24 protein-coding genes and 1 pseudogene are annotated in these 24,735 nt (G+C 60.4%); 14 read left to right on the top strand and 11 right to left on the bottom strand.

Translation table 11 applies throughout. The features are described 5' to 3' along the window. Positions 1-21 precede the first annotated feature (21 nt). Positions 22-801: an exodeoxyribonuclease III gene (locus LJX92_RS26250; RefSeq protein WP_003195493.1), complete on the bottom strand. Its 780-nt coding sequence runs from the start codon at positions 799-801 to the stop codon at positions 22-24. Positions 802-883: 82 nt separating this feature from the next. On the opposite strand from LJX92_RS26250, the gene pyrE reads away from it, so the two are divergent. Then, complete coding sequence (pyrE, locus tag LJX92_RS26245; RefSeq protein ID WP_003195489.1) at positions 884-1,528, top strand: orotate phosphoribosyltransferase; 645 nt, start codon at positions 884-886, stop codon at positions 1,526-1,528. 166 nt (positions 1,529-1,694) lie between these two features. Here pyrE and argB read toward each other — a convergent pair whose 3' ends face one another. From argB to coaBC, 4 genes and pseudogenes are all read right to left on the bottom strand, one after another. Beyond that, the gene (gene argB, locus LJX92_RS26240) at positions 1,695-2,600 is read right to left on the bottom strand and encodes an acetylglutamate kinase (protein ID WP_003213275.1); all 906 of its coding nucleotides are present in this window, start codon (positions 2,598-2,600) and stop codon (positions 1,695-1,697) included. Positions 2,601-2,620: 20 nt separating this feature from the next. Beyond that, positions 2,621-4,027: pseudogene (locus tag LJX92_RS26235) on the bottom strand (phosphomannomutase/phosphoglucomutase); the annotation flags it as partial. A gap of 254 nt (positions 4,028-4,281) precedes the next feature. Then, on the bottom strand, positions 4,282-4,737 hold the full coding sequence (dut, locus tag LJX92_RS26230) for a dUTP diphosphatase (RefSeq protein WP_016975923.1): 456 nt from the start codon (positions 4,735-4,737) through the stop codon (positions 4,282-4,284). Positions 4,738-4,742: 5 nt separating this feature from the next. Continuing rightward, complete coding sequence (gene coaBC / locus LJX92_RS26225) at positions 4,743-5,951, bottom strand: bifunctional phosphopantothenoylcysteine decarboxylase/phosphopantothenate--cysteine ligase CoaBC (protein WP_015886530.1); 1,209 nt, start codon at positions 5,949-5,951, stop codon at positions 4,743-4,745. A 143-nt stretch (positions 5,952-6,094) separates the two neighbouring features. Here coaBC and radC point away from each other — a divergent pair, with 143 nt between their 5' ends. Then, a complete protein-coding gene (gene radC / locus LJX92_RS26220) occupies positions 6,095-6,769 on the top strand; it encodes a RadC family protein (RefSeq protein ID WP_032878719.1) in 675 nt (224 codons plus the stop codon). 57 nt (positions 6,770-6,826) lie between these two features. Here radC and LJX92_RS26215 read toward each other — a convergent pair whose 3' ends face one another. Beyond that, complete coding sequence (locus tag LJX92_RS26215; RefSeq protein ID WP_228309124.1) at positions 6,827-8,419, bottom strand: ABC transporter substrate-binding protein; 1,593 nt, start codon at positions 8,417-8,419, stop codon at positions 6,827-6,829. A gap of 458 nt (positions 8,420-8,877) precedes the next feature. On the opposite strand from LJX92_RS26215, the gene rpmB reads away from it, so the two are divergent. After that, positions 8,878-9,111, top strand: a complete 234-nt coding sequence (gene rpmB / locus LJX92_RS26210; RefSeq protein WP_003176907.1) for a 50S ribosomal protein L28 — start codon at positions 8,878-8,880, stop codon at positions 9,109-9,111. An 11-nt stretch (positions 9,112-9,122) separates the two neighbouring features. Beyond that, positions 9,123-9,278, top strand: coding sequence for a 50S ribosomal protein L33 (rpmG, locus tag LJX92_RS26205; protein ID WP_003176906.1), 156 nt, complete (start codon positions 9,123-9,125; stop codon positions 9,276-9,278). Between the two features lie 71 nt (positions 9,279-9,349). Here rpmG and LJX92_RS26200 read toward each other — a convergent pair whose 3' ends face one another. Continuing rightward, positions 9,350-9,712, bottom strand: coding sequence for a cupin domain-containing protein (locus tag LJX92_RS26200; RefSeq protein WP_032878723.1), 363 nt, complete (start codon positions 9,710-9,712; stop codon positions 9,350-9,352). A gap of 230 nt (positions 9,713-9,942) precedes the next feature. On the opposite strand from LJX92_RS26200, the gene LJX92_RS26195 reads away from it, so the two are divergent. Together LJX92_RS26195 and LJX92_RS26190 are read left to right on the top strand one after the other, a co-directional pair. Next, a complete protein-coding gene (locus LJX92_RS26195) occupies positions 9,943-11,436 on the top strand; it encodes an aldehyde dehydrogenase (protein ID WP_032878725.1) in 1,494 nt (497 codons plus the stop codon). Between the two features lie 150 nt (positions 11,437-11,586). Beyond that, entirely contained in the window at positions 11,587-12,729 is a 1,143-nt protein-coding gene (locus LJX92_RS26190) for an MFS transporter (RefSeq protein ID WP_005792477.1), read from the top strand. Positions 12,730-12,740: 11 nt separating this feature from the next. Here the strand turns inward: LJX92_RS26190 and LJX92_RS26185 are convergent, their stop codons facing one another. Both LJX92_RS26185 and LJX92_RS26180 read right to left on the bottom strand, forming a co-directional pair. Beyond that, positions 12,741-14,309, bottom strand: coding sequence for a phospholipase D family protein (locus tag LJX92_RS26185; RefSeq protein ID WP_081883358.1), 1,569 nt, complete (start codon positions 14,307-14,309; stop codon positions 12,741-12,743). Positions 14,310-14,371: 62 nt separating this feature from the next. Further along, positions 14,372-15,796, bottom strand: coding sequence for a PLP-dependent aminotransferase family protein (locus tag LJX92_RS26180; protein WP_103734160.1), 1,425 nt, complete (start codon positions 15,794-15,796; stop codon positions 14,372-14,374). Between the two features lie 166 nt (positions 15,797-15,962). Here LJX92_RS26180 and LJX92_RS26175 point away from each other — a divergent pair, with 166 nt between their 5' ends. After that, positions 15,963-16,187 carry a DUF1127 domain-containing protein gene (locus tag LJX92_RS26175; protein ID WP_078822630.1) on the top strand — a complete coding sequence of 75 codons (225 nt, stop codon included), beginning with the start codon at positions 15,963-15,965 and terminating at the stop codon, positions 16,185-16,187. Here the strand turns inward: LJX92_RS26175 and LJX92_RS26170 are convergent, their stop codons facing one another. Continuing rightward, positions 16,188-17,480, bottom strand: coding sequence for an NAD(P)/FAD-dependent oxidoreductase (locus LJX92_RS26170; protein WP_032878732.1), 1,293 nt, complete (start codon positions 17,478-17,480; stop codon positions 16,188-16,190). It lies immediately after the preceding gene. A gap of 115 nt (positions 17,481-17,595) precedes the next feature. Between LJX92_RS26170 and LJX92_RS26165 the strand changes: the two genes are divergently transcribed. Further along, positions 17,596-17,949, top strand: coding sequence for a YkgJ family cysteine cluster protein (locus LJX92_RS26165; RefSeq protein WP_223017777.1), 354 nt, complete (start codon positions 17,596-17,598; stop codon positions 17,947-17,949). Positions 17,950-17,954: 5 nt separating this feature from the next. On the opposite strand, the gene LJX92_RS26160 is transcribed toward LJX92_RS26165, so the two are convergent. Then, positions 17,955-18,443, bottom strand: a complete 489-nt coding sequence (locus LJX92_RS26160; RefSeq protein WP_003176896.1) for an Lrp/AsnC ligand binding domain-containing protein — start codon at positions 18,441-18,443, stop codon at positions 17,955-17,957. 156 nt (positions 18,444-18,599) lie between these two features. Between LJX92_RS26160 and dadA the strand changes: the two genes are divergently transcribed. The 6 genes from dadA to LJX92_RS26130 all read left to right on the top strand — a co-directional run bounded on the left by dadA (position 18,600) and on the right by LJX92_RS26130 (position 24,696). Beyond that, positions 18,600-19,901, top strand: coding sequence for a D-amino acid dehydrogenase (dadA, locus tag LJX92_RS26155; RefSeq protein ID WP_223017776.1), 1,302 nt, complete (start codon positions 18,600-18,602; stop codon positions 19,899-19,901). After that, positions 19,873-20,226, top strand: coding sequence for a RidA family protein (locus tag LJX92_RS26150; protein WP_005792470.1), 354 nt, complete (start codon positions 19,873-19,875; stop codon positions 20,224-20,226). Before dadA ends, LJX92_RS26150 begins: the two co-directional genes overlap by 29 nt. A 78-nt stretch (positions 20,227-20,304) precedes the next feature. Next, entirely contained in the window at positions 20,305-21,378 is a 1,074-nt protein-coding gene (gene alr, locus LJX92_RS26145; protein ID WP_005792469.1) for an alanine racemase, read from the top strand. A gap of 116 nt (positions 21,379-21,494) precedes the next feature. After that, positions 21,495-22,043, top strand: a complete 549-nt coding sequence (locus LJX92_RS26140) for a cupin domain-containing protein (RefSeq protein WP_005792468.1) — start codon at positions 21,495-21,497, stop codon at positions 22,041-22,043. Between the two features lie 181 nt (positions 22,044-22,224). Next, positions 22,225-22,635: a c-type cytochrome gene (locus tag LJX92_RS26135; RefSeq protein WP_032878737.1), complete on the top strand. Its 411-nt coding sequence runs from the start codon at positions 22,225-22,227 to the stop codon at positions 22,633-22,635. Positions 22,636-22,773: 138 nt separating this feature from the next. Further along, complete coding sequence (locus LJX92_RS26130; protein WP_148853800.1) at positions 22,774-24,696, top strand: acetyl-CoA hydrolase/transferase C-terminal domain-containing protein; 1,923 nt, start codon at positions 22,774-22,776, stop codon at positions 24,694-24,696. Positions 24,697-24,735 lie beyond the last annotated feature (39 nt).

Below are 24,735 nucleotides of genomic sequence, written 5' to 3'. Positions count from 1 at the left end.
TTTTGTGCCTGGAAAAAGACCTCAGATGGTCAAGGTCCAGTCGTAGTCGACGATCAGCGGCGCGTGCTGCGAGAAGCGCGGCTGGCGTGGCAGGCGAGCGCTGCGTACGAACCGGCGCAGGCCCGGGGTCAGCAGCTGATAGTCGAAACGCCAGCCCAGGTTGAGCATCTCGGCCTGTTCGTTATCCGGCCACCAGCTGTACTGGTCGCCTTCGCGGCTGACTTCGCGCAGGGCATCAACATAGCCCATGTTGCCGACAATCTCGTCCATCCAGGCCCGTTCCGGCGCCAGGAAGCCCGGTGATTGCTGGCTGTCGCGCCAGTTCTTGATATCCAGCTTCTGTTGCGCCACGTACAGCGAGCCACAATAAATGTACTCGCGACGTTTGCGTCGCTGTTTATCCAGGTAACGGGCGAAGTCGTCCATTAGCTTGAACTTCTGGTTCAAGTCTTCATCGCCGTTCTGCCCCGAAGGAAGCAGCAAGGTCGCGATGCTGACCTTGTCGAAATCGGCTTGCAGGTAGCGCCCGTAGCGGTCGGCTGTCTCGAAGCCGAGGCCGCTGATGACCGCCTTGGGTTGCAACCGCGAGTACAAAGCCACGCCACCTTGGGTGGGCACTTCGGCATCGCAGGCATAAAGGAAGTAGCCATCCAGTTGGAAGGCTGGGTCGTCCAGTTCAAAGGCGGAGGCGCGGGTGTCCTGCAGGCAGATGACGTCGGCATTCTGGGCTTGCAGCCAACTGAGCAAACCACGCTCGACTGCAGCCTGAATACCATTAACGTTCACACTGATGATCCGCATAAATGGCCCCAAAAATCGCGTGCGTGTATGATACACGCCGTCCACCTAATTAGCTAAATCCGTGGTATCTGAGGCTTTTTTCATGCAGGCGTATCAACGCGATTTCATTCGTTTTGCCATCGATCGCGGCGTTTTACGCTTCGGTGAGTTCACTCTCAAGTCCGGGCGCACCAGCCCGTACTTCTTCAATGCAGGCTTGTTCAACTCGGGTTCGGCCCTGGCTCAGCTGGGTCGTTTCTACGCGGCAGCCATCGTTGAAAGCGGTATTTCCTTTGATGTGCTTTTTGGTCCGGCCTACAAGGGTATTCCCTTGGCTGCGGCTACAGCGGTGGCCCTGGCGGAACATCATGGGCAGGATCTGCCGTGGTGCTTCAACCGTAAGGAAGCCAAGGCCCACGGTGAAGGCGGCAGCCTGGTAGGGGCTCCGTTGACCGGCGATGTGCTGATCATCGATGACGTGATCACCGCAGGTACTGCTATCCGTGAAGTGATGCAGATCATCGCTTCCCAGGACGGCGCCAAGGCCGCCGGCGTGCTGATCGCCCTGAACCGCCAGGAACGCGGCAACGGTGAGTTGTCGGCGATCCAGGAAGTGGAGCGCGATTTCGGCATTCCGGTGGTGAGCATTGTGTCGTTGAACCAGGTGTTGCAGTTCCTGGAAGATGACCCGCAGCTCAAGCAGCATTTGCCAGCTGTGCGTGCATACCGCGAGCAGTTCGGCGTCTGACACTGACCCCTGTGGGAGCGGGCTTGCCCGCGATAGCGGTGTGTCAGTCGGTGCATTTTTGAATGTACTGCCGTCATCGCAGGCAAGCCAGCTCCCACATTTGAACGGTGTACAAACAAAAGGCCCCGCTCAATTCAATTGAGCGGGGCCTTTTTATTTGCAGCGGTTAAGGACGCTTGCGGTTACTGATCAGCGTGCCCACACCGGTATCAGTGAAGATTTCCAGCAGGATTGCATTCGGCACGCGGCCATCCAGGATCAGCGAGCTGCCTACACCACCTTGCACTGCTTCCAGCGCGCAACGGATCTTCGGCAACATGCCGCCGTAGATGGTGCCGTCGGCGATCAGGTCGTCTACCTGCTGGGTGGTCAGGCCGGTGAGTACCTTGCCTTCCTTGTCCATCAAGCCGGCGATATTGGTCAGTAGCATCAGCTTTTCAGCCTTCAGTGCTTCCGCCACCTTACCGGCTACCAGATCGGCGTTGATGTTATAGGACTCGCCATTGGCACCCACGCCGATCGGCGCAATCACCGGGATGAAGTCGCCCTTGACCAGCAGGTTGAGCAAATCGGTGTTGATGCCGATCACTTCGCCCACCTGGCCGATGTCGATGATTTCCGGCTGGGTCATCTCCGGCGTCTTGCGGGTCACGGTAAGTTTCTTGGCGCGGATCAGCTCTGCATCCTTGCCGGTCAGGCCGATGGCGCTGCCGCCGTGGCGGTTGATCAGGTTGACGATGTCTTTGTTGACCTGGCCGCCGAGGACCATCTCCACCACGTCCATGGTCTGCGCGTCAGTGACACGCATACCATCGATGAAGTGACTCTCGATCGACAGACGCTTGAGCAGGTCGCCGATTTGCGGGCCGCCACCGTGGACGACCACCGGGTTGATCCCCACGGCTTTCATCAGCACGATGTCGCGGGCAAAGCCGGTTTTCAGCTCGTCGCTTTCCATGGCATTGCCGCCGTACTTGATCACCAGCGTCTTGCCGACGTAGCGTCGAATATAAGGCAACGCTTCGGACAGGACCTTGGCGGTGTTGGCAGCGGCTTCGCGTTCGAGGGTCATTCAGGGCTCCGGGCAAAAAATCAGAACGGTAATTGGAGATCAGGGGCAACACGTTTCAACTGGGCGTGGAACACGTCCTTGATGCGCTGCAACTCGGCCTCGGTATCCGCCTCGAAACGCAGGACCAGCACCGGTGTGGTGTTGGACGCGCGAACCAGGCCCCAGCCTTTGGCGTAATCGACTCGCACACCATCAATGGAGGTCAGGTTGGCGCCTTCACCCCATTGCGCATCGTGCAATGCGTCAATGATGCTGAATTTGCTCTCCTCGGTCACATGGATATTGATCTCTGGCGTAGAAATATCATTCGGGAAGGTCTGAAACAGTTCTTCGGCGGTGGATTTTTCCTTGCTGAGGATCTCCAGCAGACGAGCGGCGCTGTAAATGCCGTCGTCAAACCCGAACCAGCGCTCCTTGAAGAACACGTGGCCGCTCATTTCGCCGGCCAACAGTGCGCCGGTTTCCTTCATTTTCTTTTTGATCAACGAATGACCGGTCTTCCACATTAGCGGGCGACCGCCGTATTCCTTGATCAGTGGCGTCAGGCGGCGGGTGCATTTCACGTCGAAGATGATCTCGGCGTTGGGGTTGCGCGCCACGACGTCACGGGCAAACAGCATCAGCAGGCGGTCGGGGAATACGATCTCGCCGGTTTCGGTCACCACGCCTACGCGGTCACCGTCGCCATCGAAGGCCAGGCCGACGTCGGCGCCCACTTCCTTGACCTTGGCGATCAGGTCCACCAGGTTTTCCGGCTTGCCCGGATCCGGGTGGTGGTTGGGGAAGTTGCCGTCGACGTCGCAGAACAGCGGGATCACTTCGCAGTTCAGCGCTTCGAGCAATTGCGGGGCTATCACGCCAGCCGCGCCGTTTCCGCAATCCACCACCACTTTGAGGCGGCGCGCGAGTTTGACGTCGCGGGTGATTTCATCGGAGTAGCGCTGCAGGATGTCGACCTTGGTGATGGTGCCAGTGCCGCTGGTCAGGTCGTTGGTCTTCAGGCGGGTGTGCAGGGCCTGGATCTGTTCATTGGCCAGCGTATCGCCAGCGATGACGATCTTGAAGCCGTTGTAGTCCGAAGGGTTATGGCTGCCGGTGAGCATCACCCCGGATTTACCGGCCAGTACGTTGGCCGCGTAGTACAACGCGGGTGTCGGCACCAGGCCGACGTCGCTGACGTGGCAACCGCTGTCGGCCAGCCCCTGGATCAGTTGCTCGACCAGCTCGGGGCCGGACAAACGGCCGTCACGACCCACCGAGACGTTGGGTTCGCCCTGGGCAAGGCTCTGCGAGCCGATGGCGCGGCCGATCCAGTAGGCGGTTTCGGCGGTCAGGGTCTTGGGTACCACGCCACGAATGTCATAGGCGCGAAAAATGCTGTCGGGAAAGGTCGGGGCTACGCGGGCTGCGGTACTCATCGCGGGGGAAACTCCATCTGAAAGGGGGCAAGGCGGGCCTGATGTGGCTGGCCGGCAGGCTCAAACTGAAGGGTATGACGGCGTTTTCGGCAGAGAGTTCGTGGTGTAAAAATGCCATCGGCGCATTGGCGCTAGCATTATTTTTACGTAGTCCTTTGATTTCATTGGAGAAATCTCGATGATTATTTCCGCGCATTCTTCATCCTGAAAAGCCGGGCGGTGGCGCGTGGCCGGACGATTGCATCCGGCCACGTTCAGCTTAGTCAGTGACTGCCGGAATGCCCAAAACCGCCTGCGCCGCGCTGGGTTTCGTCGAATTCCTGCACCAATTCAAAATGCGCCTGCACCACCGGCACCAGGACCAGTTGGGCGATGCGCTCGCCGACGGCGATGTTGAAAGCAGTCTGGCCACGGTTCCAGCACGACACCATCAGCTCGCCCTGGTAGTCGGAGTCGATCAGGCCGACCAGGTTACCGAGCACGATGCCGTGTTTGTGGCCCAGGCCGGAGCGCGGCAGGATCAGCGCCGCCAGGCCCGGGTCGCCGACATAGATCGACAGGCCGGTCGGGATCAGGATGGTCTGGCCTGGCTCAAGAACGGTGTCTTCCTTGAGCATGGCGCGCAGGTCCAGGCCGGCGGAGCCCGGTGTGGCGTAGGCCGGCAGGGGGAATTCGTTGCCGATGCGGGGGTCGAGGATCTTGGCTTGCAAAGCGTGCATGAAAATTAAACCTGGTTCAGCCGTTGGGCGATAAAAGAGATCAGTTGGCGGGCAATCTTGCCCTTGCTCGTCTGGGCGAAAAGGGTGGCGTGCAGCTCGCGGTCGATCACGCTGCAGGCATTTTCCTCGCTGTTGAAGCCGATGCTCGGGTTGGCGACATCATTGGCAACGATCAAGTCGAGGTTTTTGTCTTTCAGTTTGCGCGCGGCGTAGTCCAGAAGGTGCTCGGTCTCGGCAGCGAAACCGACACTGAACGGACGGTCCGGACGGGTGGCGATGGTGGCCAGGATGTCCGGGTTGCGCACCATTTGCAGGAGCAGGCCGTCACCGCTTGTAGGGTCTTTCTTGAGCTTTTGCGGGGCTACGACTTCAGGGCGGTAATCCGCCACCGCTGCCGAGGCGATGAACAGGTCACAGGGAATGGCGGCTTCACAGGCCGCCAGCATGTCCCGGGCGCTGACTACGTCGATTCGAGTGACGCGGTCAGGGGTCGGCAAGTGCACGGGACCTGTGATCAGGGTCACCCGTGCGCCTGCCTCGACCGCAGCTTCTGCCAACGCAAAGCCCATTTTTCCTGAGCTATGGTTGGTGATGTAGCGCACCGGGTCGATGTTTTCCTGGGTCGGGCCTGCGGTGATCAGCACGTGCTTGCCGGTCAGGGCCAGGTGCTGGAAGCACTCGGCGGCGCATAGCGCAAGGTCGGTGGCTTCGAGCATCCGGCCCATGCCGACGTCGCCACAGGCCTGGCTGCCGGAGGCGGGGCCAAACACCTTGAGGCCGCGGCTTTGCAGGAGTTGGGTATTGGCTTGGGTGGCCGGGTCGCGCCACATGGCCTGGTTCATGGCCGGGGCGATCGCGACGGTGGCGTCGGTGGCCAATACCAGGGTGGTCAGCAGGTCATCGGCGATGCCCTGGGCCAGGCGGGCGATCAGGTCGGCGGTGGCCGGGGCGATCAGCACCAGGTCGGCCCATTTGGCCAGTTCGATATGGCCCATGGCGGCTTCGGCCGCCGGGTCCAGCAGGTCGAGGTGAACCGGGTGGCCGGACAGGGCCTGCATGGTCAACGGGGTGATGAACTCACTGCCACCACGGGTCATGACCACGCGCACTTCCGCGCCCTGGTCCAGGAGCCTGCGAACCAACTCTGCGCTCTTGTAGGCGGCAATGCCGCCGCCGACGCCGAGAACGATGCGTTTCCGATACAGACGCTGCATTGGTTTGCCTTTCCAGTTCAGTGATGCCAGTTCAGTGACGCCTGCGATGACCCCTCCCCAGGTGAAATCGCATGCAAAAAAGAGGGCCTACGATAACACAGCGTCTGCCGCACAACAGCGCAGCAGATACAGACGGAGGTGGGATGAGTATTCGTGATTGGCCCGTGGCGGAGCGTCCACGGGAGAAGCTGTTGGAAGGTGGCGCGGCGAGCCTGTCCGATGCCGAATTGTTGGCGATCTTCCTGCGTACTGGCGTTTCCGGTCGAAGTGCGGTGGATCTGGCGCGTGATCTGCTGGTGCAGTTTGGCGGCCTGCGCCCGCTGTTGGAGGCCAGCCAGGCGCTGTTCAGCCAGCATATGGGGCTGGGGCCGGCGAAGTTCGCCCAATTGCAGGCGGTGCTGGAAATGTCCCGGCGCCATCTGGCCGAACGCTTGCGCGCCGACTCGGTAGTGGAGAGCCCGCTGGCTGTGCGTCAATACCTCAAGGCGCTGTTGCGCCATGAGCCTCATGAGATATTCGGCTGTCTGTTCCTGGACTCAAAGCATCGTGTACTGGGGTTCGAGGCGTTGTTTCAGGGCACCATCGACACTGCGATTGTTTACCCGCGGCAGGTGGTCAAGCGTGCCTTGGCGCATAACGCGGCAGCGGTGATTTTGTGCCACAACCATCCCTCCGGGAATGCGGAGCCCAGTGCATCTGATCGCAGATTGACCAAAATGCTGCAAAAGGCGTTGGAAGTGGTGGATGTGCGGGTGCTGGATCACATCATTGTGGGAGATGGTGATCCGCTGTCGATGGCTGAATACGGATGGGTATAGCCACCTCTGTTCCTGTAGGAGCGAACAAGCTCGTTCCTACAGGAAAGGGGTTGCGCCCTAGGGCTTGAGGCTGATTTTCGAATAATCCTGGCGGCCGAACGGGCTTACCTGGTAACCCTCGACATTCTTGCGCGTCAATGCAAACGCCGTCGGGTGCGCCAGCGGCAGCCACAGCGCCTGCTGCTGGATCTGCGCCTGGGCCTGCTGGTACAGCTTGGTGCGTACGCCTTGCTCGCTGGTGGTCTTGCCGGCGCTGATCAACTTATCCAGAGCGGGGTCGCAGTAGCGGGCGAAGTTGGTGCCGGATTTCAGCGCTGCGCAGGAAAATTGCGGGGTCAGGAAGTTGTCCGGGTCGCCGTTGTCGCCGGCCCAGCCCATGAACAGGAGGTCGTGTTCGCCGGCCTTGGCGCGGCGAATCAATTCGCCCCATTCAATCACACGAATTTCAGCCTGGATGCCAACCTTGGCCAGGTCGGCCTGTAGCAGTTGGGCGCCGAGGTTCGGGTTGGGGTTCAGCAGGCTGCCGGTAGGGCGCGTCCATATTGTGGTCTTGAAACCGTCCTTGAGCCCGGCACGTTCCAGCAGCGCCTTGGCCTTGGCCAGATCCTGTGGGTAGCCTGGCAAATCCTTGGCATAGCTCCAGGTATTGGGCGGGTACACACCGTTGGCTGCTTCGGCGGTGCCCTCGAAGACGGCCTTGAGGTAGCTACTCTTGTCAAAGGCCAGGTTGATCGCCTGGCGTACTTCGGGTTTGTCCAGCGGTGGGTGCTGGCTGTTGATGGCGACGAAAGCGGTCATGAAGGCAGCGGTTTTTTCCACCTTCAGCGCCGGGTCTTTTTCGGCTTCGCCTACATCCAGGGGCTTGGGCGACAGGGCAATCTGACATTCGTTGCGATGCAGTTTCTGCAACCGTACGTTGGCGTCCGGGGTGATGGCAAAGATCAAGTTATCCACAGCCGGTTTGCCCGCGAAATAGTCCGGGTTGGCCTTGTAGCGCACCACGGCATCTTTCTGGAAGCGCATGAATACGAACGGGCCGGTGCCGATGGGCTGACTGTTGAGTTTCTCAGTCGTGCCGGCCTTGAGTAGTTTGTCGGCATATTCAGCCGGGTAGATCGAGGCAAAGCCCATGCTCAACGCCGGGAGAAAGGTGGAGTCGGCGTGGTCGAGGGTGAAACGCACCGTCAGCGGATCGAGGGCATCGATCTTCTTGACCAGTGCCGGCAATTGCAGGGACTGGGCGTGGGGGAAGCCGCTCTGGGCGATCTTGTGCCACGGGTTGGCCGGATCGAGCATGCGCTCGAAGCTGAAGCGCACGTCTTCGGCGGTCAGCGTGCGGCTTGGGCTGAAATAATCGGTACGGTGAAATTTCACGCCCGGGTGCAGCTTGAAGGTGTAGGTCAGGCCATCGGGGGAAACTTCCCAGCTGTCTGCCAGGCTCGGTACCAGCTTGCCGCTGGCCGCATCAAAGTCCACCAGGCGGTTCATCAGCACATCCGCCGAGGCGTTGGTGGTGGTCAGCGAGTTGTACTGCACCACATCGAACCCTTCGGGGCTGGCCTCGGTGCAGACGCTCAAGTTGGTGGCTGCAACGGCCATCGGTGCGATAAAGAAGGGGGCAAGCAGTAGTGGTAGGGCAGCGAGGCGCATATTCGGTTTCCTGTGCAGATCGAAGGCCCATCTGCGAGTGCAGTCTGGAAAAAGACTACCGTAGAGGTCTGATTGATAAATGACTAGCCCATTTTTGCCTGTGCTTTTGGCCAAAATGCTGTTTTGATGGCGCCTCAGCGCGTTTCGCCGTGCACTTCCCTGTGCCTGCGGGCGCTGTAAATCATTCTGTGCGACGAGCGGTCGGCTGTTACAGCGGCCCCTCCTGGCAGCGGTTCGGGCGTCCGGCACCAAGATTTACGCTGGTAAAAACACACGGGCTGTTGTTGCACTGGGGTCTTTCTGGTATAAAGCAGCGCTCTTTTCTAGGGGCCCGGTTCCTTCGCTTGTAGGTGTAGCCGGTAAGACCCTAAAGAAACGCGGCGCCTGGCGCCAAATGACTGAGAGATTAAGCGGCCAACCCATGCCGGGTTGGGCATGTGGTTTTAGAGGGCTGAGGCATGTCGAGAGTCTGTCAAGTTACCGGTAAGGGTCCGGTGACTGGGAATAACATTTCCCACGCAAATAACAAAACCCGTCGTCGTTTCCTGCCGAACCTGCAGCATCACCGCTTCTGGGTTGAAGAAGAGAAACGTTTTGTTCGCCTGCGTGTATCTGCCAAAGGCATGCGTATTATCGACAAGCGTGGCATCACTGTCGTGCTGGCCGAAATCCGCGCCGCTGGCAAGATCTAAGGAGCTCTATCATGCGTGAATTGATTCGAATGATCTCTAGCGCCGGTACTGGTCACTTCTACACTACCGACAAGAACAAGCGTACTACCCCGGACAAGCTCGAAAAGAAAATGTTCGACCCGCGCGTTCGCAAGCACGTGATCTACAAAGAAGGCAAAATCAAGTAATTGATTTTCTTCCTTGTGAAAAAAAGCCCGTATCTCACGATGCGGGCTTTTTTTTGCCTGGGATTTGCTGATCAGGCTTTCTGCTCGAACACCACGTAGATCTTGCGGCACGCTTCCAGCACTTCCCAGGTGCCCTTGAAGCCAGCGGGGATCACGAAGCGGTCGCCGGCGCGCAAGGTCTTGGCGTTGCCCTCGGCGTCACGCAGTACGGAAACCCCCTGCACAATCTCGCAGTATTCATGCTCGGTATAGCTGACCGTCCACTGCCCGACCTCACCTTCCCATACCCCTGCATTCATCTGGCCGCACGGGCTGTTGTAGTGGTTGTAGATCGTTTGCTCGGGATCGCCCTTGAGGATTTTTTCTGCGGCAGGGCGGTAGCGTTCGGGGGCCGTGTTGGCTTGGCTGAAGTCGACGATATCCTGGATGCTCATGTGCGTGTCCCGTCTGGCCTGCGGTTGGAGAGCCCAAAGTCTATGTTTATTAAAATGAACATCGCAAGGGCGTTTACCGCCGTTATGTCAAATATATTGAAACATCCCCAGCCGCTGGTTTAGGGTGGCAGCTGCCTTGCGCCGAACAGCTGGCTGGCGGGCAAGAATTCTTTGAGGCTGCCGGGGGGACACCCGCCTGGCCCTCTATTCAATAAGAGGAGGACACTCGCATGACCACCCTGACCCGTGCCGACTGGGAACAACGCGCCAAGGATCTGAAGATCGAAGGCCGCGCCTACATCAATGGCGAATACACCGCCGCCGTTTCCGGTGACACCTTCGAATGCATCAGCCCGGTAGACGGTCGTCTGCTGGCCACTGTCGCCAGCTGTGACGCGGCTGACGCCCAGCGCGCCGTGGAAAACGCCCGCGCCACCTTTAATTCCGGTGTCTGGTCGCGCCTGGCGCCGGCCAAGCGCAAAGCCACCATGATCCGTTTCGCCGCGTTGCTCAAGGCCAATGCCGAAGAGTTGGCACTGCTTGAAACCCTGGACATGGGCAAGCCGATCAGCGACTCCCTGAACATCGACGTTCCCGGTGCGGCAAATGCCCTGAGCTGGAGCGGTGAGGCAATCGACAAGATCTACGACGAAGTCGCGGCCACCCCTCATGATCAACTGGGCCTGGTGACCCGCGAGCCAGTCGGCGTGGTCGGCGCCATCGTGCCGTGGAACTTCCCGTTGATGATGGCCTGCTGGAAACTCGGCCCGGCGTTGTCCACCGGTAACTCGGTGATCCTAAAACCGTCCGAAAAATCCCCGCTGACCGCCATCCGTATCGCCGCCCTGGCCGTCGAAGCCGGCATTCCAAAAGGCGTGTTCAACGTATTGCCAGGCTATGGCCACACGGTGGGTAACGCCCTGGCGGTGCATATGGACGTGGATACGTTGGTGTTCACTGGCTCCACCAAGATCGCCAAGCAACTGCTGATCCGCTCCGGCGAATCGAACATGAAGCGTGTGTGGCTGGAGGCGGGCGGCAAGAGCCCTAATATCGTGTTTGCCGATGCGCCGGATCTGCAAGCCGCCGCCGAATCTGCGGCCAGTGCCATCGCCTTCAACCAGGGTGAAGTCTGCACTGCCGGTTCGCGCCTGCTCGTGGAGCGTTCCATCAAGGACACCTTCCTGCCGCTGGTGATCGAGGCGCTCAAAGGCTGGAAGCCGGGCAACCCACTGGACCCAGCCACCAACGTGGGTGCGCTGGTGGATACGCAGCAGATGAACAACGTGCTGTCCTACATTGAGTCCGGTCATGCCGACGGTGCCAAACTGGTCGCTGGCGGTAAGCGCACACTGGAAGAAACCGGTGGCACCTACGTCGAGCCAACTATTTTCGATGGCGTGACCAATGCCATGAAGATCGCTCAGGAAGAGATCTTTGGCCCGGTCCTGTCGGTGCTCACTTTCGACAGCGCCGAAGAAGCCATCGCCATTGCCAACGACACCCAATACGGCCTGGCCGCAGCGGTATGGACGGCGGATATCTCCAAGGCGCACCTGACGGCCAAGGCCCTGCGTGCCGGCAGCGTCTGGGTTAACCAGTACGACGGCGGCGACATGACCGCACCGTTTGGTGGTTTCAAGCAGTCGGGTAATGGCCGCGACAAGTCGCTGCATGCGTTCGACAAGTACACCGAGCTGAAGGCGACCTGGATCAAACTCTAAGCAGCACTGCAGGCCAAATGTGGGAGGGGGCTTGCCCCCGATAGCTGGGTGTCAGCCACTGCATGTGGTGACTGGCCCACCGTTATCGGGAGCAAGCCCCCTCCCACACTGTTTTGTGCGACCCCGTAAATTATCCACAGGAGCGTGGCAATGCGTTGGGCGACTTATTTCGCCGTCCTGGCCTCGGTACTCAGCGTTGGCCTGGCCTTGGGCGTGAGCATGCCGTTGGTATCCCTGCGTCTTGAAGGCTGGGGCTACGGCAGCTTCGCCATTGGCGTGATGGCGGCGATGCCGGCATTCGGCGTATTGCTGGGTGCCAAGGTCTCCAGCCGAATGGCGTCCTGGCTCGGCACTGCCAACCTGATGCGCCTGTGCCTGTGGGCCGGGGCGCTGTCTATCGGTTTGCTGGCGATCCTGCCCAGCTACCCGGTGTGGCTGGTGCTGCGGTTGATGATCGGGGTGATCCTGACCATCGTATTTATCCTGGGTGAAAGCTGGATCAACCAACTGGTGGTCGAGCAGTGGCGCGGCCGCCTGGTGGCGCTGTATGGCTGCACTTATGCCTTGAGCCAGCTGTCGGGACCCTTGCTGCTGGGCCTGATGGGCACCGATCATGATTACGGGTTCTGGGTGGGCGTCGGCCTTTTGGTAGTGGCGCCGCTGCTGTTGCTGGGGCGATCCGGGGCGCCGACGGCTGATGCGTTCAGCGTCACGTTCAGCGAGCTGTGGCGCTTTTGCCTGAGCTTGCCGGCGATTGCCTGGGCGGTGGCGTTATTCGCCGCATTCGAAGCGATGATTCTGACGCTGTTGCCGGTGTACTGCCTGCAACAGGGCTTCACTGCCGAGATTGCCTTGGCGATGGTCAGCACAGTCGTCGTGGGTGATGCGCTGCTGCAATTGCCCATCGGTGCCCTGGCCGATTACTTGCCGCGCCGCACGTTGTTCCTGGGGTGTGCGCTGCTGTTGCTGGCGTCGAGCCTGGCGGTGCCGTTGTTGATGCACACACTGCTGATCTGGCCGGTGTGGGTGCTGTTCGGCGCCAGCGCGGGTGGGTTGTTTACCCTGTCGCTGATTTTGATTGGCGAGCGCTACCGTGATGATGCGTTGGTGCGTGCCAACGCCCACGTGGCGCAGCTGTGGGGCATTGGCTGCCTGATCGGGCCGCTGGTGGCGGGTGCGGGCAGCCAATGGGTCAGCGGTCATGCACTGCCATTGCTGATGGCGGCGGGGGCGTTGGGGCTGGTGGTGCTGTTGCTGCGCCAAGGGGCGTTTGGAGCAGCGCAGCCTGCCTGAACTTCTTTGGCTTAAAGCATACGTTCCAGGCCAACTGACGTGGCGAACCAGGCATTGAAACGGCGCCACCAACTGCCGGGCTCGCGGGTCAGGGTGTGCAATTGCCCGTTGTCCTCGGTGACCCACACCACATTGCCATCCTGCAATTTCGCCTCGTAGCTCAGCGTCGGCGCCATACCTTCCAGCGCCAGGTTGCGCACGTGCTCCGCCAGTTCAGGGCTGTCCACCAGCACGCCGACTTCGGTGTTCCACAGCACCGAGCGCGGGTCGAAATTGAACGAGCCGATAAATGACTTCTCGCGATCGAAGATCATTGCCTTGCTGTGCAGGCTCGAATCGGAGCCGTAGAGGCTGCCTCGACGAAACAGGTGCGGGCCACTGCTGGCACTGGGGTCGCCTGGTTGTCGGCGCAGCTCATAAAGTTTGACCCCATGCTCCAGCAGTGCCTTGCGATAGGGCGCGTAACCGCCGTGCACGGCCGGTACGTCAGTGGCTTCAAGGGAATTGGTCAGCAGGCTCACTGACACCCCTGCGTCGGCCCGACCTGTCAGGTACACCAGCCCGGGCGACCCCGGAACGAAGTACGCCGAAATCATGATCAGTTCACGGCTGACCCCTTCCAGCTCCGGGGCCAGTTGGGTGGTGAGCAGCAACTGCGGGTCCGGATCAGCCTTGGCCAGCACCTTGCTCGGTGCGTCCCACAGCGCCTGGTTCCAGGCCCAGATCAGCTCACGGCGCCAGATGTCCATACGTGGTCGGGTCTGGTAGGTACGCAGGCGGTTATACAGGGCGTGGTTCTGCTGACGCGATTGCGCCAATGAAGCTTCCAGGCGCCCGCGGGCGACGGCCAGATCGATTTTGGAGGGCATCTTCGAGACAAACTCATCAATAGGTTTGCTCAGTGCGCTGTTCCAGTACTGATCGAAACTGTGACCCAGTTGCTCTGCCACCGGTCCGACGCTGAGCATGTCGATATCGGTGAAGTTCAGGTTGGGCTCGGCGTCGAAATATTCGTCCCCCAGATTGCGCCCGCCCACAATGGCCACGCTGTTATCCGCCAGCCACAGTTTGTTGTGCATGCGCCGATGTTGCAGCGACAGGTTGAATACACGGCCCATGGCGCGTGTAACGCCGGTGCTGCGGCCCAAATGCAGGGGGTTGAACAGGCGAATTTCGATTTTGGGGTGGGCGGCGAGGGTGGCGATGATTTGGTCGAGGCCGTCGCTGGTGGTGTCGTCCAGCAGGATGCGCACACGCACACCGCGGTCGGCGGCCTTGAGCAGTTCGTCCACGAGCATACGCGTGCTGATGCCGTCGTGAACGATGTAGTACTGCAAATCGAGGCTGGATTGGGCGTTGCGGATCAGCTCGGCGCGAGCCATGAAGGCTTCACTGCTGTTGGGCAGCAAGCGAAAACCCGAGCGCCCCTGGTGCGGCGCCGCCTGGGCCTGGATCGAGCGACCGAACGAGGAGCCGTTCGCCGGCAGGGCATCGCTGGGAATACGCGGTGTGTCGACCGTGGCGCAGCCGCCCAGGGCCAAGGTGCCCAACAGCAAAAACGGTAATAGCCGTCGAATTATCAAGGGAGCTGCTTCCAGGTCAGGGCGGTTATCGATATATGACGGCCTTTTCCGGCGAAAGGTCAGTGCAGCGTCTCTGCCAGCATCTTGAGCGCGGCGGCGCCGACCTTGCGCACTGCTTCTTCAATCTGTGGGGTTGGCTTGGCGGCATAGTTCATACGCAGGCAGTTACGGTATTTGCCGGAGGCAGAAAAGATGCTGCCTACGGCCACTTGCACGCCTTGTTCCACCAACACGCGATTGAGCTTCAAGGTGTCGAAGCCCTCCGGCAGTTCGATCCACAGCAGGAAGCTGCCTTGGGGCCGACTGGCGCGCGTGCCTGCCGGGAAGTAGCGGCTCACCCAGTCGAGCATCAAGTCGCGATTGCGCTGGTATTGCGTGCGCATCCGGCGCAAATGCGGTTCGAAATGGCCGTTTTTGAGAAATTCGGCAATCGCAATCTGCGGCTGGGTGGCGGTAGAGCCGGTGCTGATGTATTTCATGTGCAACACCCGGTCCAGGTAGCGCCCCGGCGCGACCCAGCCAATACGTAGCCCGGGTGCCAGGGTTTTCGAGAATGAGCTGCAGAGCAGCACGCGGCCATCGTCATCGAAGGATTTAATGGTGCGCGGGCGTGGGTAGCTGTAGGCCAGTTCGCCATACACATCGTCTTCGATGATTGCCACGTCATAGCGCTGCGCGAGTGTCAGCAGTGCGCGTTTGCGCGCCTCCGGCATGATGTAGCCCAACGGGTTGTTGCAGTTGGGCGTGAGCTGGATGACTTTGATCGGCCACTGTTCCAGCGCCAGTTCCAGCGCTTCCAGGCTAATGCCGGTGATCGGGTCGGTGGGGATTTCCAGGGCTTTCATGCCCAGGCCCTTGAGGGTCTGCATGGCGCCGTGGAAGCTGGGCGAGTCCACCGCAACAATATCGCCGGGCTCGCAGATCGCCCGGATGCTGGCCGACAGCGCCTCATGGCAGCCGGTGGTGATCACAATGTCTTCAGCGGTCAGTTGGCAGCCGGAGTCCAGCGACAGTCGAGCGATTTGCTCGCGCAATTCCATACAGCCAAGGATGTTGTCGTAATACAGGCCCGGCAGATCCTGGCGACGACTCACCCGCGCCAGGCTGCGCAGCAAAGGTTTCAGGGTGGGTGACAATACATCTGGCATACCACGGCCCATCTGTATGACGTCTTTGCGGGGTACCGCGCGAATCAGCTCAAGCACCTGGTCCCACTGGGAGATCTCTACCGGCCGTTGGGCCGGGCGGCCTACCTCGGGCAGGGCCGGCAGCTCGCGACCGGCGGGTACAAAGTAACCGGACTTGGGCTTGGGCATTGCCAGGCCGTTGTCTTCCAGCAACCGATAGGCCTGCTGCACGGTACTCAGGCTGACCCCGTGCTCCACGCTCAAGGCTCGCACCGAGGGCAAGCGATCGCCGGGGCGATAGAAGCCTTGTTCGATGCGAGTGCCGAGCAATTCAGCGAGGTTGACGTAAAGGGTCATGGCGGCCGCTCCTGATAGACCAGTACAGATAGAGTGAAAATACAGGATTCAGCCATCCATAGGCAGTATCTGTATGGATTTAATAAAAACAGGCTGGATCTGTAATGGTTTTGCCCGTGCCCCCATCCTAGTCACTCAAGGCAACAAGCCAACGAGGGGCAGCAAAATGAACGGCATGAGCGATGTGCGGCTGGCGCTACACAGCCAAGAACTGGAAGCAGGGCAGCAGCGGGCAACGACTGCGCCTGTCGGCAGCCGCTGGAGCCTGTTCTGGCACCGTCGTCACACGCGCAAGGCGTTGCTTACGCTGACCCGCGAGCAGCTGCTGGACGTGGGTTTGACCGCTGAACAGGCGCGCCAGGAAGGCCTGAAGCCGTTCTGGCGCAGTTGATCACACCAGTTCTTTGAGGCGGTGCCAGAGCATCCCCAGCGCCAGCAGCGGTGAACGCAAGTGTTTGCCACCGGGGAAGGTGATGTGCGGCACCTGAGCGAACAGGTCGAAACGCCCCTGTTGCTGGCCGCTGATGGCTTCGCCGAGCAACCTGCCCGCAAGGTGCGTGGCATTCAGGCCGTGACCCGCGTAAGCCTGGGCGTAATACACATTGGGTTGATCCGCCAACCGGCCGATCTGTGGCAGGCGGTTGGCGCCGATGCCGATCATGCCGCCCCACTGGTAGTCGATCTTCACGTCGGCCAGTTGCGGGAATACCTGCAACATTTTCGGTCGCATATAGGCGCCGATATCCTTGGGGTCGCGTCCGGAATAGTGGCAGGCGCCGCCGAACAACAGGCGGCGGTCGGCGGACAGGCGGAAGTAATCCACCGTCACGCGCTGGTCACACACGGCCATGTTCTGCGGCAGCAGGCGGGTCGCTTGCGCTTCACTCAAGGGCTCGGTGGCGATGATGTAGCTGCCGGCCGGTAGTACCTTGCCACTCAATTGCGGGTTGAGCCCATTCAGGTAGGCGTTGCAGCACAGCACCAGGGTTTTGGCACGTACGTGGCCCTGGGCGGTGTGCACCTTGACGTCGGGGCCGTAGTCGATGCGCGTCACTTCAGACTGCTCGAACAACTTCACGCCCAACTGCTGCGCGGCGGCCGCTTCGCCCAGCGCCAGGTTCAGTGGGTGCAGGTGACCAGAGCCCATGTCGATCATGCCGCCCACATAGCGCTCGGAGCCGATCACGCTGCTCATCTGGCTGGCTTGCAGCAGGCGTACCTCGTGGCGGTAGCCCAGGCTGCGCAGTTCTTCGGCATCTTGCGCCAGGCCCTGCAAATCACGGGGTTTGTTGGCCAGGTCGCAGTAGCCCCAGGTCAGGTCGCAGGGAATCTGGAAGCGTTCTACGCGGTCACGCACGATCTCCACGGCTTCCAGCCCCATCAGCTTCATCTGGCGCACGCCGTCACTGCCGATCACGGACGCGAACTGATCCAGCCCGTGGCCGACGCCGCGAATCAACTGGCCGCCATTACGCCCGCTGGCGCCCCAGCCAACCCTGCGCGCTTCCAGCACCACCACGCTGAAGCCGCGCTCGGCCAGCTCCAAAGCCGTGTTGAGCCCGGAATACCCCGCGCCAATCACGCATACATCGGCGCGCAGCTCGCCTGTCAACGCCGGGTACTCGGGGTGCGGCACGCTGCTGGCGGCGTAGTAGGACGCGGTATGCCGGGCGCTGGCGGTCATGGGGAGCCTCCCTGTTTGGAAAATTTGACGCAGGATACAGCGGTCCGATGAAGCTGTCTGCGCGCTGCGTTTTGCGTCAGAATCCACGCCTATTCGCCGTTGGGTATGTGTATCGATGAGTTGCAACAGTCAGAAAGTCAGCGCGCTGCGCAGACAGATTCCTTCATTTGAATGTGTTCCGGGTTGCCATGACTGCTGTGGGCCGGTGACCACTTCGCCTGAGGAAATGTCGCGCCTGCCACGCAAGACGGCCGCCGAGCAGGAGGCCGCCATGGATGAGCTGAACTGCGTGCACCTGGGGCCCCATGGGTGCACGGTGTATGACGAGCGGCCACTGATCTGTCGCCTGTTCGGCACCACCAAGATCTTGCCATGCCCCAATGGGCGCCGACCGGTTGAGCTGATTCATCCGCGGGTCGAGAAGCAGATCCATGAGTACATGGCGAGTACCCGGCAAGTGCTGGTCTGACTGAGTCAATCGGGGATCGGCAGGTTCAGGCTCTCCTTCACCTCTTCCATCACGATATAGCTCTTGGATTCGCGCACATGGGGCAACTTGAGCAGGATATCGCCGAGCAACTTGCGGTACGAAGCCATCTCCGAAATGCGCGCTTTCACCAGGTAGTCGAAGTCCCCTGATACCAAGTGGCACTCCAGCACATGAGGCAGTTTCAGCACGGCGCGGCGAAATTCCTCAAAGGTGTCGCCAGACTTGTAATCCAGGCTGATCTCGACAAATACCAGCAGGCTGCCTTTCAAATGCTGCGGGTTGAGCCGCGCGTTGTAGCCCATGATGATCCCTTCGCGCTCCAGGCGCCGCACCCGCTCGGTACAGGGAGTGGTGGACAGCCCGACCTTTTCCCCCAGCTCCGTGAACGAAATGCGCCCGTCGGTTTGCAGGATGCGCAGGATATTGCGGTCGATCTTGTCCAGCTCCCGCTTGGTCTGGGTGTTGGTACGCATAGGGGATACGCCTCTGTGAAAAGGGTTTTTGCCAAGAATTGTCGCCAAATATAGGCATTTATATAGTGAAATGCACTGGTGATTGTTTTTTACACTGCGTCCATCATTGCTCGAATAACACACGTCAGCGGCTAAGCCCGTGATGAGGATATAAAAATGCGCGTTCTGGTCTTGGGTAGCGGTGTCATTGGGGTGACCAGTGCCTACTATTTGGCGCGGGCCGGCTTCGATGTCTTGGTGGTCGACCGTCAACCTGCCGCTGCCATGGAAACCAGTTTCGCCAACGCCGGCCAGGTGTCCCCTGGCTACGCCTCGCCATGGGCCGCGCCGGGTGTGCCGCTCAAGGCTATCAAGTGGTTGCTGCAGCGCCACGCGCCGCTGGCGATCAAGGCAACCGCCGATATCGATCAATACCTGTGGATGGCGCAGATGCTGCGCAACTGCACGGCCAGCCGCTATGCCGTGAACAAGGAGCGCATGGTGCGCCTGTCCGAGTACAGCCGCGACTGCCTCGACGAATTGCGTGCCGAGACCGGCATTGCCTACGAAGGCCGCAGCCTCGGTACGACCCAGCTGTTCCGCACCCAGGCCCAACTTGACGGTGCCGCCAAGGATATCGCGGTGTTGAAAGAGTCCGGCGTGCCGTTCGAACTGCTTGATCGCGCCGGTATTGCCCGTGTTGAACCGGCCCTGGCCAGCGTTACGGATATCCTCGCCGGTGCTTTGCGGCTGCCGAATGACCAGACGGGCGACTGCCAGATGTTCACCACACGCCTGGCCGAGATGTGCAAGCAGTTGGGTGTGGAGTTCCGTTTCGAGCAGGACATCCAGCGCCTCGATTACGCCGGTGATCGCATTAACGGTGTGTGGATCGACGGCAAGCTGGAAACCGCCGACCGCTATGTACTGGCCCTCGGCAGCTACTCGCCGAAGCTGCTCAAGCCCCTGGGGATCAAGGCACCGGTTTACCCGCTCAAGGGCTACTCGCTGACCGTGCCGATCACCAACCCGGCAATGGCGCCCACCTCGACCATTCTCGATGAGACCTACAAGGTCGCGATCACCCGTTTCGACAACCGTATTCGTGTCGGCGGCATGGCTGAAATAGCCGGTTTTGACCTGTCGCTGAATCCACGTCGACGTGAAACTCTGGAGATGATCGTCAACGACCTTTATCCTCAGGGCGGCGATTTGGCCCAAGCCAGTTTCTGGACCGGTCTGCGTCCGACCACACCCGACGGCACGCCGATTGTCGGTGCCACCCCATTCAAGAACCTGTTCCTGAATACCGGTCACGGCACGCTCGGCTGGACCATGGCCTGTGGCTCTGGCCGCTTGCTGGCCGACCTGATGGCAAAGAAAACGCCGCAGATCAGCGCCGCCGGCCTCGATATTTCCCGTTATGGCAATCACCAGGAGTCCGCACAACATGTCAATCCAGCGCCAGCTCACCAATGAGCGCATGAGCCAGATCGTGGTTCACAGCGGTACCGTGTATCTGGCCGGGCAAGTCGGCGACGACCTGAGTGCCGGGATTGAACAGCAGACCCGTGAAACCCTGGTCAATATCGAGCGTTTACTGGACCTGGCCGGTACCGACAAGTCCAGGTTGCTGTCGGTGACCATCTACCTGAAGGATATTGACGCCGACTTCGCCGGCATGAACGCGGTGTGGGACAAGTGGCTGCCCAAAGGCGTCGCTCCGGCCCGTGCCACGGTTGAAGCCAAATTGTGCGAGCCGCAAATCCTGGTAGAGCTGTCCGTCGTGGCGGCGCTGCCTTAGCAACGATCCCTCTCCCGGCGCCGACGTTGTTGGTCGGCACCGGTTTTTCTTCACCTTGCTGCCTAGAAGCCTGCCGCCATGCGTCCAGCCCGTGCCCTGATCGACCTTCAAGCCCTGCGCCACAACTACCAATTGGCCCGTGAAGTCACGGGGGCCAAGGCGCTCGCCGTGATCAAGGCCGATGCCTACGGCCATGGTGCCGTGCGCGTGGCCCAGGCACTGGAAACCGAAGCCGACGGGTTTGCCGTGGCGTGCATCGAGGAAGCCCTGGAACTGCGTGCCGCCGGCATTCGCGCGCCGGTGCTGTTGCTGGAAGGCTTTTTTGAGGCGGACGAGTTGCCGCTGATCATCGAACAGGATTTGTGGTGTGTGGTGCATTCGTTGTGGCAGCTTGAGGCCATCGAACAGGCCAAACTGAGCAAACCGCTGACCGTGTGGCTCAAGCTGGACTCGGGCATGCACCGTGTCGGCTTGCATCCCAAGGATTATCAAGAGGCGTACCAGCGTCTGCTGGCCAGCGGCAAAGTTGCGAAGATCGTGTTGATGAGCCATTTTGCCCGCGCCGATGAGCTCGATTGCGTCAGCAGCAACGAACAAGTCACGGTATTCGAAGCAGCTCGCCAAGGCTTGGCTGCCGAAGTCAGCCTGCGTAACTCCCCATCTGTATTAGGCTGGCCAGGCGTGGCCAGCGACTGGGTACGCCCAGGCATCATGCTCTACGGCGCAACGCCATTTGGCGAAGACCAGGCCTTTGCCGCACGGTTGCAGCCGGTGATGACCCTGGAGTCCAAAATCATTTGTGTACGCGAACTGCCGGCTGGCGAACCCGTGGGCTATGGCGCCAGGTTTGTCACGCCCAAGCCGATGCGCATCGGAGTGGTTGCCATGGGCTATGCCGACGGTTACCCCCGCCACGCGCCAACCGGTACGCCGGTGCTGGTGGCGGGCCAGCGCAGCCAACTGCTGGGGCGCGTGTCCATGGACATGCTGTGTGTCGACCTTACCGACTTACCCCAAGCGGGCCTTGGCTCAACCGTGGAGTTGTGGGGCAAGAACATCCTCGCCAGTGACGTCGCCACTGCTGCCGATACCATTCCCTACCAGATTTTCTGCAACCTGCGCCGGGTGCCAAGGCTCTATTGCGGCGCTTGATGGCCGGATACGAATGCAGCTGCCCGGGATTTAGGCCCAAGTGTTGTAAATACTGAACGCTGTCGCCATGATAACGCTCAATTACAACAAAGCCTGAATCCTAGGAGGCTCCTGCATTGGACGTCGGCGAACGACTGCAATCCATCCGTAAACTCAAAGGTCTTTCCCAGCGCGAGCTTGCCAAGCGCGCGGGCGTCACCAACAGCACCATTTCGATGATCGAGAAAAACAGCGTCAGCCCCTCGATCAGCTCCCTGCGCAAGGTGCTGGGCGGTATCCCCATGTCCATGGTCGAGTTCTTTTCCGAGGAGATCCTCCAGGAAATACCGACGCAGATCGTCTATAAAGCCAATGAGCTGATCGACATCTCTGACGGTGCCGTCACCATGAAACTGGTGGGCCGGGCGCACCCGAGCCGGGCCATCGCCTTTCTCAACGAAATTTACCCGCCGGGCGCCGACACGGGCGAAGAAATGCTCACCCATGAGGGCGAGGAAACCGGGATTCTGCTGGAAGGTCGCCTGGAATTGGTGGTCGGTCTTGAAACTTTTGTGCTCGAAGCTGGCGATAGCTACTACTTTGAAAGCACCAAGCCCCATCGTTTTCGCAACCCGTTCGATGTGCCGGCGCGACTAATCAGCGCAGCCACGCCCGCGAACTTTTAACAAAAGAGGCGCCCTGCCAGCGTTGCAGAGGCTCCCATAGCTGTATCCGTGTGGCCGTATCTCCCTTTATTTAATAGGGTTGTTTCGGCAGCCCGGGCTAACCGTTATACTTTCGCCGCCTGCGAAACCGTGGCCGCAGGCGTGAATAGCCACCATTGAGGGTGAACGCGTGAACCTAATTATGAAAATGCTGGCTGCACCAGCAACCGTACTGGCCCTATGGGCTGTCAGCGCTCAAGCTGCGACCAATGATGACATTGCCAAGCGCCTGGAGCCTGTGGGCCAGGTTTGCGTCCAGGGCCAGGAATGCAAGGGCATGGAAGTGGCCGTGGCAGCGGGCGGTGGCGGTGCGAAAACACCGGACGAGATTATCGCCAAGCACTGTAACGCGTGCCACGGTACTGGCCTCTTGGGTGCGCCGAAAGTTGGCGACACCGCCGCCTGGAAAGAACGCGCCGACCACCAGGGCGGCCTCGATGGCATCCTGGCCAAGGCCATCACCGGTATCAACGCCATGCCACCCAAAGGCACCTGCGCTGATTGCTCGGATGAAGACCTCAAAGGCGCCATCAAGAAGATGTCCGGCCTGTAATCAGACGATCTTCGCCAAAAATGCCGCTTACGAGCGGCTTTTTTGTGCTCGCGATTTATGTTTCGACGCTGTTCATTGCAGCAAAGACCCGGCAAGCTCGGTCCAACTCCAATTCATGGAATGTTCGGGAGCAGTCCGATGGTGCAGTTGTGTTCAATCGAGCAAGCAGTTGACGACGTACTGGCGCGGTTGCCGGCGCATATCCACATGGGCATGCCGCTGGGTCTTGGCAAGCCCAATCTGTTCGCCAACGCGCTGTACCGGCGTATTGCCAAACTGCCGGAGCGGGCGCTGACGATCTACACCGCGTTGAGCCTGGGCCGCCCGACGATGGGCGATGGCTTGCAGAAGCGCTTTCTCGAACCGTTCATCGAGCGGGTGTTTGGTGACTACCCTGAACTGGACTTCCTCGCCGACCTGCACAAGGACAGCCTGCCGAAAAATATCCAAGTGCAACAGTTTTTCATGCAGCCCGGCAGCCTGCTCCACAGCACTTCGGCGCAGCAGGATTACGTCAGCAGCAACTACAGCCATGCCGCCCGCGACATCAATGCCGCCGGCCTGAACCTGGTGGCGCAACTGGTTGCCAGCAGCGCCGAGCATCCTGATCGCCTGAGCCTGAGCTGCAACCCGGATATCACCCTCGACCTGCTGCCGATGATCGCCAAGCGCCGCGAAGCCGGGGAAACCATCCTCGTTGTCGGCCAGGTCCACAGCGATCTGCCCTACATGCCCGGCGACGCCGAGTTGGGCATGGACGCGTTCGACTACCTGCTCGATGAAAAAGACAGCACCACATTGTTTTCCACGCCGAACATGCCGGTGGGCTTCCAGGATCATTTTATTGGCCTGCACGCCAGCACCCTGGTACGTGACGGCGGCACCTTGCAGATTGGCATTGGCTCCATGGGCGATGCGCTGACCGCCGCCTTGCTGGCGCGCCAGGCCGATAACGAAGCCTATCGATTGCTGCTGACGGACCTGGATGTGTATCAGTGGGCGCCACTGATCAGCCGTGAGGGCGGTGTCGAGCCTTTCGCGCGTGGCCTTTACGGATGCAGCGAGATGTTCGTCAACGGGCTGTTGGTTCTGGCCGATGCGGGGATTGTGCGCCGCAAGGTCTACCCGGATGTGGCGACCCAGACGCAGGCCAACGAAGGCACTCTGGACGATGCGGCGCAACCCGATGGCGTGTCGATCCACGGTGGCTTCTTTCTAGGGCCGCGCAGTTTTTACCAGCGCTTGCAGGAAATGACCCACGCCAAGCGTCTCGAATTCAACATGACTGCCATCAGCTATATCAACGAGCTGTACGGCCAGGAAGAACTCAAGCGGCTGCAGCGCCTGGATGCGCGCTTTATCAACAGCGCGATCATGGTCACATTGCTCGGTGCCGGCGTGGCCGACCAGCTGGAAGACGGTCGCGTGCTCAGCGGTGTGGGCGGGCAATACAATTTCGTTGCCCAGGGGCATGCGCTGGACGGTGCGCGTTCAATCCTGATTTTGCGCAGCTGGCGGGAGTCGGCGGGCGAGGTCAGTTCCAATATTGTCTGGGAGTACGGCCACTGCACCATTCCCCGGCACCTGCGGGATATCGTCATTACCGAGTACGGCATTGCCGACTTGCGCGGGCAGACGGATGCCAAGGTGATCGAAGCGCTGCTCAATATCACCGACTCGCGTTTCCAGGGCGACTTGATTGAGCAGGCACAAAAGGCCGGCAAGCTGCCCAAGGACTTCCAGCTGGATCCGCGCTTTGCGGACAACACGCCGGAACGCCTCCAGGCGATTCAGGCCAAGCATCGACGGTTGTTCCCGGAATACCCGTTGGGCAGTGATTTCACGGATGAGGAGCGGGACTTGTTGCGAGCGCTGAACTGGCTCAAGAGCAAATTCAAGCTGACGGAGATTCTGGAGTTGGGCAAGGCGGCACTGGATGCACCGGAGCCGCAGGCGTATCCCGAGCATTTGGTACGGATGCGTCTGGATAAGCCGGAGGGGTTTAAAGAGGATTTGTATCAGCGGCTACTGCTTGCTGGGCTACAGGCCACCGCCCGCTGACAGGCAACACAAATCAAATGTGGGAGCTGGCTTGCCTGC

This window comes from Pseudomonas sp. HN8-3 (assembly GCF_020790195.1).
Taxonomy (GTDB): Bacteria; Pseudomonadota; Gammaproteobacteria; order Pseudomonadales; family Pseudomonadaceae; genus Aquipseudomonas; species Aquipseudomonas synxantha_A.
The sequence above is the reverse complement of the archived record's forward strand: the minus strand, read 5'-3'. Positions and strand labels throughout refer to the sequence as shown.